Below are 17,589 nucleotides of genomic sequence, written 5' to 3' on the forward strand. Positions count from 1 at the left end.
ATTGCTGCCGTCAGCGACGTCTTGCCATGGTCAACGTGACCGATCGTGCCAATGTTGACGTGCGGCTTATTGCGCTCAAACTTGCTCTTTGCCATTAGTGGCTCTCCATACTTATCCCTGAGCGGGAATAAACTTCAAATCTCGTTTGGGGAGTACCCCGGTCACTTCTGACCGGAGTACTTTGCCTGGATTTCAGCAGCAACGTTGCTTGGAACCGGCGAATAGTGATCGAACGTCATCGAGTACTGTGCACGACCCTGAGACATGGAACGCAGGTTGTCGACGTACTTGAACATGTTGGCCAGCGGAACGTGCGCGTTGATAACAACGGCAATACCACGGCTTTCCTGACCCTGGATCTGACCGCGACGCGAGTTCAGATCGCCGATCACGTCACCGACGTAATCTTCAGGGGTAACGACTTCAACCTTCATCATCGGCTCGAGAAGCTGTGCACCAGCCTTCTTTGCTGCTTCACGGAAGCAGGCACGCGATGCGATTTCGAACGCCAGAACCGACGAGTCGACATCGTGGAACGCGCCGTCGAACAGGGTTGCCTTGACGCCGAGCATCGGGAAGCCAGCCAGAGGACCGGAAGACAGAACGCTTTCGATACCCTTCTGAACACCCGGGATGTATTCCTTCGGAACAGCACCACCAACGATCTTCGACTCGAACTTGAAGTCTTCGCCTTCTGGGTTCGGTTCGAACAGGATCTTCACGCGAGCGAACTGACCGGTACCACCGGACTGCTTCTTGTGCGTGTAGTCTTCTTCGTGCGCCTTGGTGATGGTTTCGCGGTAAGCAACCTGCGGAGCACCAACGGTAGCTTCAACCTTGAACTCGCGACGCATACGGTCAACAAGAATGTCGAGGTGAAGTTCGCCCATGCCGGCAATGATCGTCTGACCGGATTCTTCGTCTGTCTTGACGCGGAACGAAGGATCTTCAGCAGCCAGGCGGTTAAGCGCGAGGCCCATCTTTTCCTGGTCGCCCTTGGTCTTCGGCTCGATCGCGATCTGGATGACCGGCTCAGGGAATTCCATGCGCTCGAGGATAACCGGCTTCAGCGGATCGCAGAGCGTATCGCCAGTGGTGGTTTCCTTGAGGCCAGCCAGAGCAACGATGTCGCCAGCGAAGGCTTCTTCGATGTCTTCACGCGAGTTGGAGTGCATCTGCAGCATACGGCCGACGCGCTCGCGCTTGTCCTTGACCGTGTTGATGACAGACGTACCCTTTTCGAGCTTGCCCGAGTAGATACGTGCGAAGGTCAGCGAACCGACGAATGGGTCGTTCATGATCTTGAACGCGAGCATGGAAAGCGGCTCGGAATCGTCAGCGTGACGCTCGATTTCGGCTTCCGTCTTGAAGTCGATACCCTTGATCGCCGGAATGTCCAGCGGAGAAGGCAGGTAGTCGACAACAGCGTCGAGAAGCGGCTGAACGCCCTTGTTCTTGAATGCGGTGCCGCAGAACATCGGGTGAAACTTCACGTCGATGGTGCCGCGACGAACGAGTTCGCGAATCTTGTCGTTGTCTGGCATGTCGCCGTTCAGGTAGGCTTCCATCGCTTCTTCGTCGATCTCGACAACAGTCTCGATCAGCTTTTCGCGATATTCTTCAGCCTTGGCCTTCATGTCTTCCGGGATTTCAACGACATCCCACTGAGCGCCGAGCGATTCGTCACGCCAGATGAGTGCGTTCATCTCGATCAGATCGATGACGCCCTTGAATTCGGTTTCTGCACCGATCGGGAGCTGCATGACAACTGCAATAGCGCCGAGACGGGTCTTGATCATTTCTACCGAACGGTAGAAGTCAGCACCGGTCTTGTCCATCTTGTTGCAGAAGATCATACGCGGAACGTTGTACTTCTCAGCCTGACGCCAGACGGTTTCCGTCTGCGGCTCAACACCGGCGTTGGCATCGAGAAGAGCGATCGCACCGTCGAGAACGCGCAGCGAACGTTCAACTTCAATCGTGAAGTCAACGTGGCCGGGGGTGTCGATGATGTTGAAACGGCGCATCTTGCCATCGCGACCCTTCCAGAAGGTCGTCGTAGCAGCGGAGGTGATGGTGATACCACGCTCCTGCTCCTGCTCCATCCAGTCCATCGTGGCTGCGCCATCGTGAACTTCGCCGATCTTGTGCGACTTACCGGTGTAATAAAGAATACGCTCGGTGGTCGTCGTCTTGCCGGCGTCGATATGCGCCATGATACCGAAATTGCGGTAGTCTTCGATTTTATATTCGCGAGCCATAAGGGACTGCCTTTCGATATTCGACCGGTGAGATTACCAGCGGTAATGCGAGAATGCGCGGTTGGCGTCAGCCATCTTGTGCGTGTCTTCGCGCTTCTTGACAGCGGAACCGCGGTTGTTCGCAGCGTCCATGAGTTCGCCGGAAAGGCGATCGACCATGGTCGTTTCGTTGCGCTTGCGCGCAGCAGCGATCAGCCAGCGGATAGCAAGAGCCTGGCGGCGCTCAGGACGAACGTCGACTGGAACCTGGTACGTTGCACCACCAACGCGGCGCGAACGGACTTCAACGTGCGGCGCAACGTTATCGAGCGCGGAGTGGAACACGCCAAGCGGCTCCTGCTTCGTCTTGCCCTGAACGACGTCGAACGCGCCGTAAACGATGCTTTCAGCAACGGACTTCTTGCCATGAAGCATGATGGCATTCATGAACTTGGTGACGACCAGATCGCCGAACTTCGGGTCCGGGTTGATCTCACGCTTTTCTGCACTATGGCGACGGGACATATTCTTTGTCTCTCAACTGTTATGGCGCTTTACCACGCGGAGAACCTCGCGCAGCGCCGGAATCTGTTTAAACCGAATTACTTCGGACGCTTCGCACCGTACTTCGAACGGCGCTGCTTGCGGTTCTTGACGCCCTGGGTATCGAGAACACCACGGATGATGTGGTAACGAACACCTGGCAAGTCCTTTACGCGGCCGCCGCGGATCATGACGACAGAGTGTTCCTGAAGGTTGTGACCTTCGCCAGGAATGTAGCCGATGACTTCGAAGCCGTTGGTGAGGCGGATCTTGGCAACCTTACGCAGAGCCGAGTTCGGCTTCTTCGGGGTCGTCGTGTAAACGCGGGTGCAAACGCCACGCTTCTGTGGGTTTTCCTGAAGAGCAGGAACCTTGTTGCGCTTTACCTGTGCCTGGCGAGGCTTGCGGATAAGCTGGTTTACGGTAGGCATATAACCATCCCTTGCAAAAACTACTTTAGCCACCCTTGCGGGTGGCGGTTATGCCGTTGCCGGCGACGAAGCACGCATATATCCTCATGCGCAAAACGTGGCCCGATCCGCTTTCACGGATGGACCACCAAGAGCAGAGGACAACCTCAAAGGTGTCGTGCGTGCAACATTCGTGTCTTCTACGTGCGATGAAGACCTGTTTGAGATGAACTTCAGGAAATATGTTCCCTGACGGCCAGCACAGACAGAGGCTCCGATGGCGGGCGTACTACTGTTTTAGCCAGCTTTCGTCAAGGGTGAATCCGCACATTGCCCTTTGGCATCGGGGCTTAACGCCAGCCATCAGGGCATTTCATCCCCGTTTTAACACATGTCGCCGCCGCTTGCTGTGAATTTCGCACGCGGCCTTTGGCTTTTCATAAAATCGGTCTATTGATTCCCCGTGCTCCGCTGGAAAAGCGCCAGCACGACAAGCGACCGATTCCCGATCGGTCGCACCATTTTACAACTTGAGATCAAGGAACCGCGTCATGAATACTTCTCCAGACAACGACAACGGACGCGATGAGCCCATGGTCTTCATCGTCATTGGCAAAGCCTACGAACAGGAAGGCTCCGAGGGGATCGACATCCATGTCATCCTGAAGGCTCCTGACGACGATACCGCCGTGCGCGAGACACTGAACGCGCTCTCCGAAGAAGGCTTCATCGAGGCTGACCTCGACCAGATCGGCATGCTGACCGAGATTCCGGACGAGGAACCGCACGCCTCCGCCTATCAGGGCGCGCTGGAAGGCGAAGTTGCGATCATCCGCTTCGCGTGACCTTCCGCGGTGGCATCGCCACAGCGATGACCGCTTGGCGCAATGCAACGACCACTTGAGATCACCAGTCCAATAAAAAACGCCCGGATCGCTCCGGGCGTTTTTTGTATCTGAGATAACCAGGGCCTCTTTCGAGGCCCCTGCCCGGCTGCCTTATTCGGCTGCCGGAGCCTGATCGGTCATGTCCTGCAGCATCTGCGTCGCAGAGCCTGCACCCGTACCCTTGCGGCGCTCCTCGAGAATGAGGTCGTCGCGCGAAGTCGCGATGCGGCGGATCTGCGTCATGGTGCCGCCGGTACCGGCCGGGATAAGGCGGCCGACGATGACGTTTTCCTTGAGACCCTGCAACGTGTCCGTCTTGCCGGCGATCGCAGCTTCCGTGAGAACCTTTGTGGTCTCCTGGAACGATGCGGCCGAGATGAAGGACGGCGTCTGCAGCGATGCCTTGGTGATACCGAGAAGAACAGGATCGCCGTAAGCCGGCTTCTTGCCCTCTTCGATCAGACGATCGTTCATGTCGTCCAGCTCGATACGGTCGACATTGTCGCCAACGATGTACTGGCTGTCGCCAGCGTCGGTGATTTCCACCTTCTGCAGCATCTGGCGAACGATCACCTCGATGTGCTTGTCGTTGATGATAACGCCCTGCAGACGGTAGACTTCCTGGATTTCGTTCACGAGGTAGGAAGCGAGTGCTTCCACGCCCTTGATCGCCAGAATGTCGTGCGGCGCAGGATTGCCGTCGAGGATGTACTCACCCTTTTCGATGTAGTCGCCTTCCTGAAGATGGAAGGGCTTGCCCTTCGGGATCAGGTATTCAACGGCTTCAACACCGTCTTCAGCAGGCTCGATCATCACGCGGCGCTTGTTCTTGTAGTCGCGGCCGAGGCGGATCGTACCATCGATTTCAGCGATGATAGCGTGATCCTTCGGACGACGCGCTTCGAAGAGTTCGGCAACGCGCGGCAGACCACCGGTGATGTCCTTCGTCTTGGCGCTTTCGAGCGGCGAACGTGCGAGCACGTCACCCTGCGAAACCTTCGCACCCGGCTCGACCGACAGGATGGCGTCAACCGAGAGCTGGAAGCGGGCTTCACCACCACGGGAGAGCTTCGCAACAGCACCGGAAGCGTCCTTGATGACGATCGCAGGCTTGAGGTCCGAACCGCGCGGTGTCGAACGCCAGTCGATAACCTGACGCTTGGTGATACCGGTGGACTCGTCGGTCGCTTCCAGAACGGAAAGGCCGTCGACTAGGTCTTCGAAGTGAACAGTACCTTCCACTTCCGTCATCATTGGACGGGTGTAGGGGTCCCACTCTGCAAGACGCTGACCGCGCTTAACCTTGTCGCCGTCGTCAACGAAGATCTTCGAACCGTAGGCAACACGCTGCGAAGAACGCTCCTGACCACGCTCATCGAGAATGGTGACCGCCATGTTACGGCCCATTGCAATGAGGGTGCCTTCGGAGTTGCGCAGGATGTTGCGGTTCTTGATCGCAATCGTGCCCTCGTAAGAGGCTTCGAGGAACGACTGGTCAACAACGTTTGCCGTACCGCCAAGGTGGAAGGTACGCATGGTAAGCTGCGTGCCCGGTTCACCGATCGACTGTGCGGCGATAACGCCAACGGCTTCACCCATGTTGACAGGCGTACCACGTGCAAGGTCACGACCGTAGCAGACGCCGCAAACGCCAACCTGCACTTCGCAGGTCAGAGCCGAACGGATGCGAACGGACTGGATGCCCGCCTTCTCGATAACGGCCACATCGGCTTCATCGATAAGCGTACCCGCCTTGACGAGGTTTTCGCCGGAAACCGGATGATCGATATCGTCCAGAGCCGTACGACCGAGGATACGTGCGCCAAGCGAAGCAACGACCTGACCAGCATCGACGATGGCAGTCATGGTGAGGCCCGTTTCGGTACCGCAATCCCTGGAGTTGACGATGCAGTCCTGTGCCACGTCGACGAGACGACGGGTCAGGTAACCGGAGTTCGCGGTCTTCAAGGCAGTGTCTGCCAGACCCTTACGGGCACCGTGGGTCGAGTTGAAGTACTCGTTAACGGTTAGGCCTTCCTTGAAGTTCGAGATGATCGGCGTCTCGATGATTTCACCCGACGGCTTGGCCATCAGGCCGCGCATACCGCCAAGCTGACGCATCTGGTTCGGAGAACCACGGGCACCCGAGTGGCTCATCATGTAGATGGCGTTCATCGGCTTCTGGCGACCGGTCTCGGCATCGAACTCGACAGCCTTAATACGGGCCATCATGTCTTCCGCGACCTTTTCGGTAGCCTTACCCCAGGCGTCAACGACCTTGTTGTACTTCTCGCCCTGAGTGATCAGGCCGTCGTTGTACTGCTGTTCGTATTCCTTCACCAGGGTTTCGGTATCACCGACGATCTTCGCCTTGGTTTCAGGAATGATCATGTCGTCCTTGCCGAACGAAATGCCGGCGCGGCAAGCATGGGCAAAACCGAGCTGCATGATACGGTCGCAGAAGATGACCGTGTCTTTCTGGCCGCAATGACGGTAGACCGTGTCGATCATCTTGGAGATGTTCTTCTTGGTCATTTCCTGGTTGCAGATGTCGAACGGAATGTTGCCGTTCTTCGGCAGCAGTTCGCCGATGATCATGCGACCTGGCGTCGTTTCGTAGATCTTCGAAACCGGGTTGCCGTCGAGATCGACAGACTTGAAGCGGCCGCGGATCTTGGCATGCAGCGTGACGACCTTGTTTTCCAGAGCGTGGTGCAGTTCGCCCATGTCGGAGAACGCCATGCCTTCGCCCGGCTCGTTCTGGTTCAGGATCGACAGGTAGTACAGGCCGAGAACCATGTCCTGCGAAGGAACGATGATCGGCTGACCGTTTGCCGGATGCAGAATGTTGTTGGTCGACATCATCAGCACGCGCGCTTCAAGCTGGGCTTCCAGCGAGAGCGGGACGTGAACAGCCATCTGGTCACCGTCGAAGTCGGCGTTGAAGGCCGTGCAGACGAGCGGGTGCAACTGGATTGCCTTGCCTTCGACCAGCGTGGGTTCGAAAGCCTGGATACCCAGACGGTGCAGCGTCGGTGCGCGGTTCAGAAGGACCGGATGCTCGCGGATAACCTCGTCGAGGATATCCCACACTTCCGGCTTTTCCTTTTCAACCAGCTTCTTGGCCTGCTTGACGGTCGAGGAGTAACCCTTCGCGTCGAGGCGGGCATAGATGAACGGCTTGAACAGCTCGAGCGCCATCTTCTTCGGCAGGCCGCACTGGTGCAGCTTCAGTTCCGGACCCGTCACGATAACCGAACGACCGGAGTAGTCGACGCGCTTACCGAGAAGGTTCTGACGGAAGCGGCCCTGCTTGCCCTTGAGCATGTCGGAGAGCGACTTCAGCGGACGCTTGTTGGCACCCGTGATGACGCGACCGCGACGGCCGTTGTCAAACAGCGCGTCAACGGATTCCTGCAACATACGCTTTTCGTTGCGGATGATGATGCCAGGCGCGCGAAGCTCGATCAGACGCTTCAGACGGTTGTTACGGTTGATCACGCGGCGGTACAGATCGTTCAGATCCGACGTCGCGAAACGGCCGCCGTCGAGCGGAACCAGCGGACGCAGGTCCGGAGGAATGACCGGAACGACCTTCATGATCATCCACTCGGGACGATTGCCCGATTCCATGAAGTTCTCGACGATCTTCAGGCGCTTCATCAGCTTCTTCTGCTTGAGGTCCGAGGTGGTCTCGGCAAGCTCGGAACGCAGATCGCCAGCGATCTTTTCGAGGTTCATCGACGCAAGCATTTCGTAGACAGCTTCAGCGCCGATCATGGCGGTGAACTGGTCTTCGCCGAACTCGTCAACGGCGATCATGTACTCTTCTTCAGACAGAAGCTGGTTCTGCTTGAGCGAGGTGAGACCTGGTTCGGTGACGATGTAGTTTTCGAAATACAGAACGCGTTCGACATCCTTCAGCGTCATGTCGAGCAACGTCGAGATACGCGAAGGAAGCGACTTCAGGAACCAGATGTGGGCAACCGGCGCAGCGAGCTCGATATGGCCCATGCGCTCACGGCGAACGCGCGACAGCGTAACTTCAACGCCGCACTTTTCGCAGATGATGCCCTTGTACTTCATGCGCTTGTACTTACCGCACAGGCACTCATAGTCCTTGATCGGTCCGAAGATGCGCGCGCAGAACAAACCGTCGCGTTCCGGCTTGAACGTACGGTAGTTGATGGTCTCCGGCTTTTTGATTTCGCCGTAGGACCAGGAGAGAATCTTCTCCGGGCTAGCGATCGAAATCCGGATGGAATCGAAATGCTGCGCGGGCATCTGAGGATTGAAAAGATTCATGACCTCTTGGTTCATGCCTTGTCTCCTTGAGAGGCTAGCTGCTGCCCCTGTTTGCATCTGGACCGGCATTTCCCGGTAACACCGTCCAGAGCCATAAATACGGTTTAACCGCAGAATGCGGCGAAAGTTTCCCATCGCGGTTCGGCTCCGCGGGGAAAACCGGCAGGCGCCATTTTCAGGCGCCCGCCGCTGTCATCGTTATTCCGCCGCGTCGGGGAGCTGATCGCCTGCCTGAGCCGCGTCGATCTTGGAGTTCTCCAATTCGACCGAAAGACCGAGCGAGCGCATTTCCTTGACGAGAACGTTGAAGCTCTCTGGAATACCGGCTTCGAAGGTGTCGTCGCCACGGACGATTGCTTCGTAAACCTTGGTGCGGCCCGCCACGTCGTCCGACTTGACAGTGAGCATTTCCTGAAGCGTGTAGGCTGCGCCGTAAGCTTCCAGTGCCCAGACTTCCATTTCCCCGAAACGCTGTCCGCCGAACTGCGCCTTGCCGCCCAGCGGCTGCTGGGTAACGAGCGAGTAAGGACCGATTGAGCGAGCATGGATCTTGTCGTCGACAAGGTGGTTCAGCTTGATCATGTACATGTAGCCGACAGTGACCTTGCGGTCGAAGGGCTCACCCGTACGTCCGTCGTAAAGAACGGACTGACCAGACTCGTGCAGACCAGCCTTCTTCAGCATCGCCGCAACGTCAGGCTCATGCGCACCGTCGAAAACAGGCGTAGCGATCGAAACGCCACGCTTGGCTTCTTCGGCAAGCTTCACCAGGGACTCGTCGTCGAAACGCTGTACCTCATCATTCGATTCACTCGCATAGATCTCGGTCAGTTCCGAACGAAGTTCGCTGATGTCCATCGTCTTGCGATACTCTTCGAGCATCTCGCCGATTTTCTTGCCCATACCGGCGCAAGCCCATGCGAGGTGCGTTTCGAGAATCTGGCCGACGTTCATACGCGAAGGCACGCCGAGCGGGTTCAAGCAGATATCGACATGCGTACCGTCTTCGAGGAACGGCATGTCCTCGACCGGAACGATGCGCGATACGACACCCTTGTTACCGTGACGGCCGGCCATCTTGTCGCCTGGCTGGATCTTGCGCTTAACAGCAACGAAGACCTTGACCATCTTCATGACGCCCGGAGGCATTTCGTCGCCGCGCTGGACCTTCTCGACCTTGTCCATGAAGCGCTGTTCAAGGCGCGACTTGGATTCGTCGTACTGACCACGCAGAGCTTCGATCTCGGACTGAACCTTCTCGTCTTCGACTGCGAACATCCACCACTGCGAGCGGGGGTATTCGGAGACGACGGCGTTCGAAAGCTCAACACCCTTCTTGAAGCCCTTCGGACCGGCAATCGACACCTGGCCACGCAGCATGTCGATCAGGCGACCGTAGACGTTGCGGTCCAGAATGGCCTGCTCGTCATCGCGGTCCTTCGCCAGACGTTCGATTTCCTCGCGCTCGATTGCCATCGCACGTTCGTCTTTTTCGACGCCGTGACGGTTGAACACGCGAACTTCAACGACCGTACCGAACGTGCCCGGAGGCATGCGCATGGACGTGTCGCGAACGTCGGAAGCCTTTTCACCGAAGATGGCGCGCAGAAGCTTTTCTTCCGGCGTCATCGGGCTTTCGCCCTTCGGTGTGATCTTGCCGACGAGAATGTCGCCCGGCTGAACTTCCGCACCGATGTAAACGATACCGGCTTCGTCGAGATTCTTCAGCGCTTCTTCCGAAACGTTCGGGATGTCGCGCGTGATTTCTTCCGGACCAAGCTTCGTGTCACGTGCCATCACTTCGAATTCTTCGATGTGGATGGAGGTGAACACGTCGTCGGAAACGATACGCTCCGACATCAGGATCGAGTCTTCGTAGTTGTAACCATTCCAGGGCATGAACGCGACGAGCGCGTTACGGCCGAGAGCCAGGTCACCGAGGTCGGTCGACGGACCGTCTGCGATGATATCACCCTTGGAGATGATGTCGCCGACGGACACCAGCGGACGCTGGTTGACGCAGGTGTTCTGGTTCGAACGCTGGAACTTCTGCAGACGGTAGATGTCAACGCCAGACTTGCCGGCATCAAGGTCTTCCGTCGCGCGGATAACGATACGGGTCGCATCCACCTGATCGACAACGCCGCCACGACGAGCTGCAATGGCAGCACCGGAGTCGCGGGCAACGATCGGCTCCATGCCGGTACCGACGAACGGTGCCTCGGCGCGAAGAAGCGGAACGGCCTGACGCTGCATGTTCGAGCCCATGAGAGCGCGGTTGGCGTCGTCGTTTTCCAGGAACGGAATGAGAGCCGCCGCGACCGAAACGAGCTGCTTCGGCGAAACGTCCATCAGGTTGATGTTGTCGCGCGGTGCGAGCATAACTTCGCCCGAGTGACGGCAAACAACGAACTCTTCCGAGAACGAGCCATCTTCGTTAAGCGGCGCGTTAGCCTGCGCAACGTAATACTTCGCTTCTTCCATAGCGGAGAGGTAGATCACGTCGTTGGTGACCTTGCCGTCAACGATCTTGCGATACGGGGATTCGATGAAGCCGTACTTGTTGACGCGGGCAAAGGTTGCAAGGCTGTTGATCAGACCGATGTTCGGGCCTTCCGGCGTTTCGATCGGGCAAATACGGCCGTAGTGGGTCGGGTGAACGTCGCGGACTTCGAAGCCGGCGCGCTCGCGGGTCAGACCGCCCGGTCCAAGAGCCGAAAGACGACGCTTGTGGGTGATTTCCGAAAGCGGGTTCACCTGGTCCATGAACTGCGAAAGCTGCGAGGAACCGAAGAATTCGCGAACAGCGGCAGCAGCCGGCTTCGCGTTGATCAGGTCCTGCGGCATCACGGTATCGATTTCGATCGAGGACATACGTTCCTTGATCGCACGCTCCATGCGCAGAAGGCCGAGGCGGTACTGGTTTTCCATCAGCTCGCCGACAGAACGAACACGGCGGTTGCCGAGGTTGTCGATGTCGTCGATTTCGCCCTTGCCGTCACGCAGTTCGACCAGCATCTTGACGACAGCGAGGATGTCTTCCTTGCGCAGGGTGCGCACGGTGTCTTCCGCGTCGAGGTCGAGACGCATGTTCATCTTCACGCGGCCAACGGCCGACAGATCGTAACGCTCTGCGTCGAAGAACAGCGAGTTGAACATCGCTTCAGCCGAATCCATGGTCGGCGGTTCACCCGGACGCATGACGCGATAGATGTCGAACAGAGCTTCCTGGCGGTTCTCGTTCTTGTCTGCAGACAACGTGTTGCGGATGTACGCACCAACGTTGACGTGGTCGATGTTGAGAACAGGAATCTCGTCGAAGCCGGCAGCAAGAATGATGCCGAGCGTCTTCTCGTCGATTTCGTCGCCTGCTTCGAGATAGATCTCGCCCGTCGAGTAGTTGACGATGTCTTCGGCGAGGTAGTTGCCGTACAGATCGTCATCCGTCGCCTTCAGAGCCTTGAGGCCCTTTTCGGTGAGCTGGCGGATAAGGCGCGGGGTAAGCTTCTTGCCACCTTCGACAACGACTTCGCCGGTGTCGGCGTCGATCATGTCGGTGATGACCTTGGCGTTCTTCAGTGCTTCAGGCTGGAACGGAATGCGCCAGCCGTCACCGTCACGCTCATAAGAAGCCTTGGTGTAGAAGGTCGACAGAATTTCTTCGCCGTCCATTCCAAGCGCCATCAGAAGCGACGTCGCAGGAATCTTGCGGCGACGGTCGATACGCGCATAGACGATGTCCTTCGCATCGAACTCGATGTCGAGCCACGAACCGCGGTAAGGAATGACGCGTGCAGCGAACAGCAGCTTGCCGGAAGAATGGCTCTTGCCCTTGTCGTGGTCGAAGAATACGCCCGGCGAACGGTGCATCTGCGAAACGATGACGCGCTCGGTGCCGTTGACGATGAACGTACCGTTGTTGGTCATGAGCGGCATATCGCCCATGTAAACGGACTGTTCCTTGATGTCCTTGATGGACTTCGCGCCTGTATCTTCATCGATATCGAATACGATGAGACGCAGCGTCACCTTGAGCGGCGCTGCATAGGTCAGGTCGCGCTGACGGCATTCCTCGACGTCGAACTTCGGCGCTTCGAATTCGTAGGATACGAATTCGAGCATCGAAGCACCGGAAAAGTCGGTGATCGGGAATACGGATTTGAAAACGGCATTCAATCCCTCGTCGGGACGGCCACCCTTGGGCTCGTCAACCATGAGAAACTGGTCGTACGAAGCCTTCTGAACCTCGATGAGGTTCGGCATTTCCGCTACTTCTGGAATTTTGCCGAAAAACTTGCGTACGCGCCTGCGACCGTTAAACGAAAGGGTCTGAGCCATCGTCGCTCCTTTAAAATTGCATCCGGGCCTGCAACGGACGGGAACCGATGGCCAGTCGACCCCGTCGATCAATGGGTATCATCAATCTCGTTCCACATCCCGGATCGATCAGGCCGGATTGCCTAGATGAGCCGGTTCGGAACCATTCTCTTGAAGAACCCATTACCCAAAAGCCGTTTTCACGCGGCTTTTGGGTAATCGGTTTTATTCTCAATGACGTACGGGAGAAGGCTTTCGCCCTCCCCCGCAGCAATCGCAAGATTACTTAACGTCGACCTTAGCGCCGGCGTCTTCAAGCTTCTTCTTGAGGTCAGCAGCTTCAGCCTTGGAAACAGCTTCCTTGACAGGCTTCGGAGCGCCTTCAACGAGGTCCTTAGCTTCCTTCAGGCCGAGGCCGGTGATGCCGCGAACTTCCTTGATGACGTTGATCTTGTTGGCGCCAGCGTCAACCAGGATAACGTCGAACTCGGTCTTTTCTTCTTCAGCAGCAGCAGCAGCGCCTGCACCGCCAGCAACAGCAGCAACAGCTACCGGAGCAGCAGCGGAAACGCCCCACTTTTCTTCGAGAAGCTTGGACAGTTCTGCAGCTTCCAGAACGGTCAGCGAGGAGAGGTCTTCTACGATCTTTGCGAGATCAGCCATTTTTCAGTTCCTTTAATTCGGTTCGAACCGGTTTGAATATTTACAGCGAAAAACCGCCTTAAGCGGCTTCGTCCTTCTTGGAGTAAGCCGAGAACACGCGGGCAAGCTGGCTTGCCGGTGCTGCGACAACCGTAGCGACGCGAGTTGCCGGGGCATTGAGAAGGCCCAGCAGCTTTGCGCGCAGCTCGTCCAGCGAAGGCAGGGTCGCAAGCGACTTGACTGCTTCCGCGTTGAGCGCGGTTGCCCCCATGGCACCACCGAGAACAACGAGCTTGTCGTTGGTCTTGGCGAAATCCATGACGACTTTCGGAGCGGTCATCGGGTCAGTGCTGTATGCAATCAGCGTCTGTCCCTTGAAGAGATTGGTGATCTCTTCCGACTCCGTACCCTGAAGAGCGATCTTGGCCAGACGGTTCTTCGCGACTTTAACTGTGCCGCCCGCAGCGCGCATTTTCGAACGGAAGTCGTTCATCTGCGCAACGGTGACGCCAGCATAGTGGGCCACGACAACCGAACCAGAAGCCTTAAAGACTTCGTTCAGCTCCGTGACGAATTCGCGTTTTTCCGCTCTTTCCACTGTCTGTCTCCAGTAGACGGGACCGCAATCCTGCAGGCCCCATCGGGTTTGCCTTTGCCCCAAGGAACCTTGAAACCAAGGTCCCGAGTGACGCTCGAGGATCCTGTCCCCCTGCTCTCTCACCCGAAGGCTGAAGGCACAAGGCACACCAGGTTCGAACCGGATTATTAAGCGCCACGAGTGATGCGAAAATCCGGGTCTTACCCGTCTCATGCAGGCAAAAAGTGATTAAGGATCAACCACCTGCAATCTCGGACAGGAATTCCGGGTTTCCCCGGAAACTTCCGGCCGGTGAGGGCCGGAAATCTGTTTTGCCGCGCCTTGCGAAAAGGTGCGGCGAATTCATTAGGCCGTGACCGACGACGGGTCGATGCGAACGCCCGGACCCATGGTCGAGGAGATCGCTACGCGCTTGACGTAGTTACCCTTGGCGCCTGCCGGCTTTGCCTTGATAACGGCGTCAGCGAAAGCCTTGATGTTTTCTTCAAGAGCCTTGGCGTCGAACGAAGCCTTGCCGATGCCAGCGTGAACGATACCAGCCTTTTCAACACGGAACTCGACAGCGCCGCCCTTGGAAGCCTTGACGGCACCAGCGACGTCCATCGTAACCGTACCGACCTTCGGGTTCGGCATCATGCCACGCGGGCCGAGAACCTTACCGAGACGGCCGACGAGCGGCATCATGTCCGGAGTGGCGATAACGCGGTCGAAATCGATCTTGCCGCCCTGAACCGTTTCCAGCAGGTCTTCGGCACCAACGATGTCTGCACCGGCAGCCTTGGCTTCGTCAGCCTTGGCGCCACGAGCGAACACAGCAACGCGAACATCGCGGCCCGTGCCGTTCGGCAGGTTAACAACGCCGCGAACCATCTGGTCAGCGTGACGCGGGTCAACACCGAGGTTCATAGCAACTTCAACGGTTTCGTCGAACTTGGCGACTGCACGTTCCTTAACCATGGAAATGGCATCGGTGAGAACGTAGAGCTTGTTCGGGTCAACGCCTTCGCGAGTCTTCTGTACGCGCTTTGCAAGCTTAGCCATGATCAACCTACCACTTCCAGGCCCATGGCGCGGGCAGAGCCCTCAACCATTGCCATTGCGCCTTCGATATCGGCGGCGTTCAGATCCTTCATCTTGGCTTCGGCGATCGTCTTGACCTGAGCCTTGGTGATGGAACCAGCCTTCGCGCCCTTGCCCGGAGTCTTCGAACCGGACTGGATCTTTGCTTCCTTCTTGAGGAAGTAAGTCACCGGAGGCTGCTTCATCACGAATGTGAAGGACTTGTCCTGGTAGTAGGTGATGACGACCGGAATCGGCATACCCTTTTCCATTTCCTGCGTGGCGGCATTGAACGCCTTGCAGAATTCCATGATGTTAATACCACGCTGACCAAGCGCAGGACCGATCGGCGGGGACGGGTTTGCCGATCCTGCCTTCACCTGCAGCTTGAGCTGGCCTGCAACTTTCTTAGCCATTTCTCTCTGCCTTTCAATTCGAACCAGTCACCCGGCTCATCTAATGCCGGAATATCCGGCGGCTGCGGTTGCGTGGTGCGGCGCCCTGCCCCGGCTTAAAGAGCCAGATTGCCTTCCACGCGGTTTGGAGCTTACTGCCCCAGCACTCAGACCTTTTCGACCTGAGTGTATTCCAGCTCGACCGGCGTAGCGCGGCCGAAAATCGAAACCTCCACCTTCAGGCGCGAACGCTCTTCATCGACATCCTGAACAACGCCGTTGAACGACGCGAACGGACCATCGGAGACGCGAACCTGCTCGCCGATCTCGAACGAAACCGAAGACTTCGGACGCTCGACACCTTCCTGAACCTGACCAAGGATACGCTCGGCCTCATAGTCCGGGATCGGAACAGGCTTGCTGTCCGAACCAAGGAAACCGGTAACCTTCGGCGTGTTCTTGATGAGGTGATACGCCTCATCCGTCAGGTTAGCGCGGACAAGCACGTAACCCGGGAAAAACTTGCGTTCGCTATCGACCTTGCGACCACGACGCACCTCGACGACCTTTTCGGTCGGCACGAGAATCTTTTCGAAAAGGTGATCAAGACCCTTCTGACGAGCCTTTTCTTCGATCGACTCAGCGACCTTCTTTTCGAAATTCGAATATGCGTGAACGATATACCAGCGCGCTGCCATCTTTACTCTCCGTTCAATCCGTTACCGGCCAACGTTCAGCACAAGGCTGAGAACCCAACCGATGAGCTGGTCGGCAGCAAAGAAGAACAGCGCCGCGAAAATAACCATCACCAGCACCATTGCCGTGGAAATCATGGTCTCGCGGCGCGACGGCCATGTGATCTTCGACGCTTCGGCGCGAACCTGCTGCAGAAACGTAAACGGATTGGTTTTAGATGCCATTGACTGCCCACGCAATTACGGCGCGTAAAGCCGAACTAATCAGCCCCACGCACCGCGTGTCTGTTTTGACCCTACATAAACATCGATTCCCCTTTTAACAAGAGGAAATCGACATTCCGCGAAATTCACCGGATAACCGGCACCCCATCCGCCATGCAGCGAAGTTGCGCGCTTGCGATTGAGGAAGTGGCAGGGGCAGAGGGGCTCGAACCCCCGACCTGCGGTTTTGGAGACCGCCGCTCTACCAACTGAGCTATACCCCTTTAGTTCCGAATCCGGCTGCGCAATTCGCTTGGCCAATTCGGTATGGCGCTCCTTTAAGGTGATGCGGAAAGAATGGCAAGTGCGTTTTTCTTTTTTTCACACCGGCGCACGAAATACATCATATTGTCTCCCTCCCCTGAGACGATCCGGGGTCACCTCAACCCCGCAAGCGGTAGCCTTTCATGGAACACCTATGAGCATCTATCTGATCCGCCACGGCCAGACAGAATTCAATGCGGCCCAACGCTGGCAAGGCCAGGTCGATTCGCCGCTGACAGAACTGGGCCGCGCGCAAGCGCTCCGCATGGGACAGAAACTGGCTGAGCTCACCCGCAAGGACCAACTACACGTTTTCTGCAGCCCACTGGGACGTGCGCGACAGACCTGCGAAATCGTTGTGCGCGAACTTGGCATGATCGACGGCGTGACTCTCGATCCTGGCCTGATGGAGATCAGCATGGGCGCCTGGGACGGTATGACGGACTATGAGATCGATCATGAATATCCGGGCGCTCGTGACGGCCATGACCGCTACGAATGGTTCTTTCATGCCCCGGGCGGCGAAACATTCGATCGGATGCGCTCCCGCATCGCACACAGCCTGGAGGGCATCAGGAGAAGACAGGCGCGTGACGCCCTCATCATTTGTCACGGCATCACCAGCCGCCTGTTACGGGGCGTCTATGCCGACATGCCGAAAGATCAGGCTCTGCGTCTCGACGTACCGCAGGACGCATTTTTTCGTCTCAACGAAGGCGCAATCGAACGGATCGACTGCTAAGCCTTGAGGCACCAGCACACCCGCACCTCAGCCTGAGAGAAACGCAGACAGCAAAAAACCCCGCTGTCTCCAGCGGGGTTTTCTCAAATCCCTTGCGGGAAATGATTACTCGATGATCGAGGCAACGATGCCGGCGCCGACGGTACGGCCGCCTTCGCGGATAGCGAAGCGCAGCTTTTCTTCCATCGCGATCGGAACGATCAGCTCGACTTCAACCGTGACGTTGTC

14 protein-coding genes, 1 tRNA gene and 1 pseudogene are annotated in these 17,589 nt (G+C 57.2%); 2 read left to right on the forward strand and 14 right to left on the reverse strand.

Going from position 1 to position 17,589, the window contains the following annotated elements:
- The 4 genes from ACIQT8_RS25010 to rpsL all read right to left on the reverse strand — a co-directional run.
- On the reverse strand, positions 1–95 hold a 95-nt coding region (locus tag ACIQT8_RS25010; RefSeq protein WP_018010120.1), incomplete at its 3' end, for a GTP-binding protein.
- Positions 96–161: 66 nt separating this feature from the next.
- Positions 162–2,261 (reverse strand): elongation factor G, encoded by a 2,100-nt coding sequence (fusA, locus tag ACIQT8_RS25015; protein ID WP_400971225.1) that lies wholly within the window; start codon positions 2,259–2,261, stop codon positions 162–164.
- A gap of 33 nt (positions 2,262–2,294) precedes the next feature.
- Entirely contained in the window at positions 2,295–2,765 is a 471-nt protein-coding gene (rpsG, locus tag ACIQT8_RS25020) for a 30S ribosomal protein S7 (protein WP_138790881.1), read from the reverse strand.
- A gap of 77 nt (positions 2,766–2,842) precedes the next feature.
- The gene (rpsL, locus tag ACIQT8_RS25025; RefSeq protein WP_003507760.1) at positions 2,843–3,214 is read right to left on the reverse strand and encodes a 30S ribosomal protein S12; all 372 of its coding nucleotides are present in this window, start codon (positions 3,212–3,214) and stop codon (positions 2,843–2,845) included.
- A 530-nt stretch (positions 3,215–3,744) separates the two neighbouring features.
- Here rpsL and ACIQT8_RS25030 point away from each other — a divergent pair.
- Positions 3,745–4,038, forward strand: a complete 294-nt coding sequence (locus ACIQT8_RS25030) for a transcriptional regulator (RefSeq protein WP_138790882.1) — start codon at positions 3,745–3,747, stop codon at positions 4,036–4,038.
- A gap of 153 nt (positions 4,039–4,191) precedes the next feature.
- Here ACIQT8_RS25030 and rpoC read toward each other — a convergent pair whose 3' ends face one another.
- The 9 genes from rpoC to ACIQT8_RS25075 all read right to left on the reverse strand — a co-directional run bounded on the left by rpoC (position 4,192) and on the right by ACIQT8_RS25075 (position 16,579).
- On the reverse strand, positions 4,192–8,400 hold the full coding sequence (gene rpoC, locus ACIQT8_RS25035) for a DNA-directed RNA polymerase subunit beta' (protein WP_138790883.1): 4,209 nt from the start codon (positions 8,398–8,400) through the stop codon (positions 4,192–4,194).
- A 183-nt stretch (positions 8,401–8,583) separates the two neighbouring features.
- Positions 8,584–12,723 (reverse strand): DNA-directed RNA polymerase subunit beta, encoded by a 4,140-nt coding sequence (rpoB, locus tag ACIQT8_RS25040; RefSeq protein ID WP_400971231.1) that lies wholly within the window; start codon positions 12,721–12,723, stop codon positions 8,584–8,586.
- Between the two features lie 261 nt (positions 12,724–12,984).
- Positions 12,985–13,365, reverse strand: a complete 381-nt coding sequence (gene rplL, locus ACIQT8_RS25045; protein WP_065113667.1) for a 50S ribosomal protein L7/L12 — start codon at positions 13,363–13,365, stop codon at positions 12,985–12,987.
- A gap of 58 nt (positions 13,366–13,423) precedes the next feature.
- A complete protein-coding gene (rplJ, locus tag ACIQT8_RS25050) occupies positions 13,424–13,942 on the reverse strand; it encodes a 50S ribosomal protein L10 (RefSeq protein WP_138790885.1) in 519 nt (172 codons plus the stop codon).
- Between the two features lie 345 nt (positions 13,943–14,287).
- Positions 14,288–14,983 (reverse strand): 50S ribosomal protein L1, encoded by a 696-nt coding sequence (gene rplA / locus ACIQT8_RS25055; protein ID WP_138790886.1) that lies wholly within the window; start codon positions 14,981–14,983, stop codon positions 14,288–14,290.
- Between the two features lie 2 nt (positions 14,984–14,985).
- On the reverse strand, positions 14,986–15,417 hold the full coding sequence (rplK, locus tag ACIQT8_RS25060; protein WP_138790887.1) for a 50S ribosomal protein L11: 432 nt from the start codon (positions 15,415–15,417) through the stop codon (positions 14,986–14,988).
- Between the two features lie 146 nt (positions 15,418–15,563).
- Positions 15,564–16,094 carry a transcription termination/antitermination protein NusG gene (gene nusG, locus ACIQT8_RS25065; protein ID WP_400971237.1) on the reverse strand — a complete coding sequence of 177 codons (531 nt, stop codon included), beginning with the start codon at positions 16,092–16,094 and terminating at the stop codon, positions 15,564–15,566.
- A gap of 21 nt (positions 16,095–16,115) precedes the next feature.
- Positions 16,116–16,316, reverse strand: coding sequence for a preprotein translocase subunit SecE (secE, locus tag ACIQT8_RS25070; protein WP_003507689.1), 201 nt, complete (start codon positions 16,314–16,316; stop codon positions 16,116–16,118).
- 187 nt (positions 16,317–16,503) lie between these two features.
- Positions 16,504–16,579, reverse strand: a tRNA-Trp gene (locus ACIQT8_RS25075).
- A 194-nt stretch (positions 16,580–16,773) separates the two neighbouring features.
- On the opposite strand from ACIQT8_RS25075, the gene ACIQT8_RS25080 reads away from it, so the two are divergent.
- Positions 16,774–17,361, forward strand: coding sequence for a histidine phosphatase family protein (locus ACIQT8_RS25080; protein ID WP_400971241.1), 588 nt, complete (start codon positions 16,774–16,776; stop codon positions 17,359–17,361).
- A 105-nt stretch (positions 17,362–17,466) separates the two neighbouring features.
- Here the strand turns inward: ACIQT8_RS25080 and tuf are convergent.
- Positions 17,467–17,589 (reverse strand): annotated as a pseudogene (gene tuf / locus ACIQT8_RS25085) (elongation factor Tu); the annotation flags it as partial.

Origin of the sequence: Agrobacterium sp. NPDC090273, assembly GCF_044772305.1 — a bacterium.
Classification (GTDB): domain Bacteria; phylum Pseudomonadota; class Alphaproteobacteria; order Rhizobiales; family Rhizobiaceae; genus Agrobacterium.

Excerpts from the sequence above, each read along its gene's own strand:
- fusA (WP_400971225.1), bottom strand. The coding sequence starts at position 2,261 with ATGGCTCGCGAATATAAAATCGAAGACTACCGCAATTTCGGTATCATG.
- rpsG (WP_138790881.1), bottom strand. The coding sequence starts at position 2,765 with ATGTCCCGTCGCCATAGTGCAGAAAAGCGTGAGATCAACCCGGACCCG.
- rpsL (WP_003507760.1), bottom strand. The coding sequence starts at position 3,214 with ATGCCTACCGTAAACCAGCTTATCCGCAAGCCTCGCCAGGCACAGGTA.
- ACIQT8_RS25030 (WP_138790882.1), top strand. The coding sequence starts at position 3,745 with ATGAATACTTCTCCAGACAACGACAACGGACGCGATGAGCCCATGGTC.
- rpoC (WP_138790883.1), bottom strand. The coding sequence starts at position 8,400 with ATGAACCAAGAGGTCATGAATCTTTTCAATCCTCAGATGCCCGCGCAG.
- rpoB (WP_400971231.1), bottom strand. The coding sequence starts at position 12,723 with ATGGCTCAGACCCTTTCGTTTAACGGTCGCAGGCGCGTACGCAAGTTT.
- rplL (WP_065113667.1), bottom strand. The coding sequence starts at position 13,365 with ATGGCTGATCTCGCAAAGATCGTAGAAGACCTCTCCTCGCTGACCGTT.
- rplA (WP_138790886.1), bottom strand. The coding sequence starts at position 14,983 with ATGGCTAAGCTTGCAAAGCGCGTACAGAAGACTCGCGAAGGCGTTGAC.
- rplK (WP_138790887.1), bottom strand. The coding sequence starts at position 15,417 with ATGGCTAAGAAAGTTGCAGGCCAGCTCAAGCTGCAGGTGAAGGCAGGA.
- nusG (WP_400971237.1), bottom strand. The coding sequence starts at position 16,094 with ATGGCAGCGCGCTGGTATATCGTTCACGCATATTCGAATTTCGAAAAG.
- secE (WP_003507689.1), bottom strand. The coding sequence starts at position 16,316 with ATGGCATCTAAAACCAATCCGTTTACGTTTCTGCAGCAGGTTCGCGCC.
- ACIQT8_RS25080 (WP_400971241.1), top strand. The coding sequence starts at position 16,774 with ATGAGCATCTATCTGATCCGCCACGGCCAGACAGAATTCAATGCGGCC.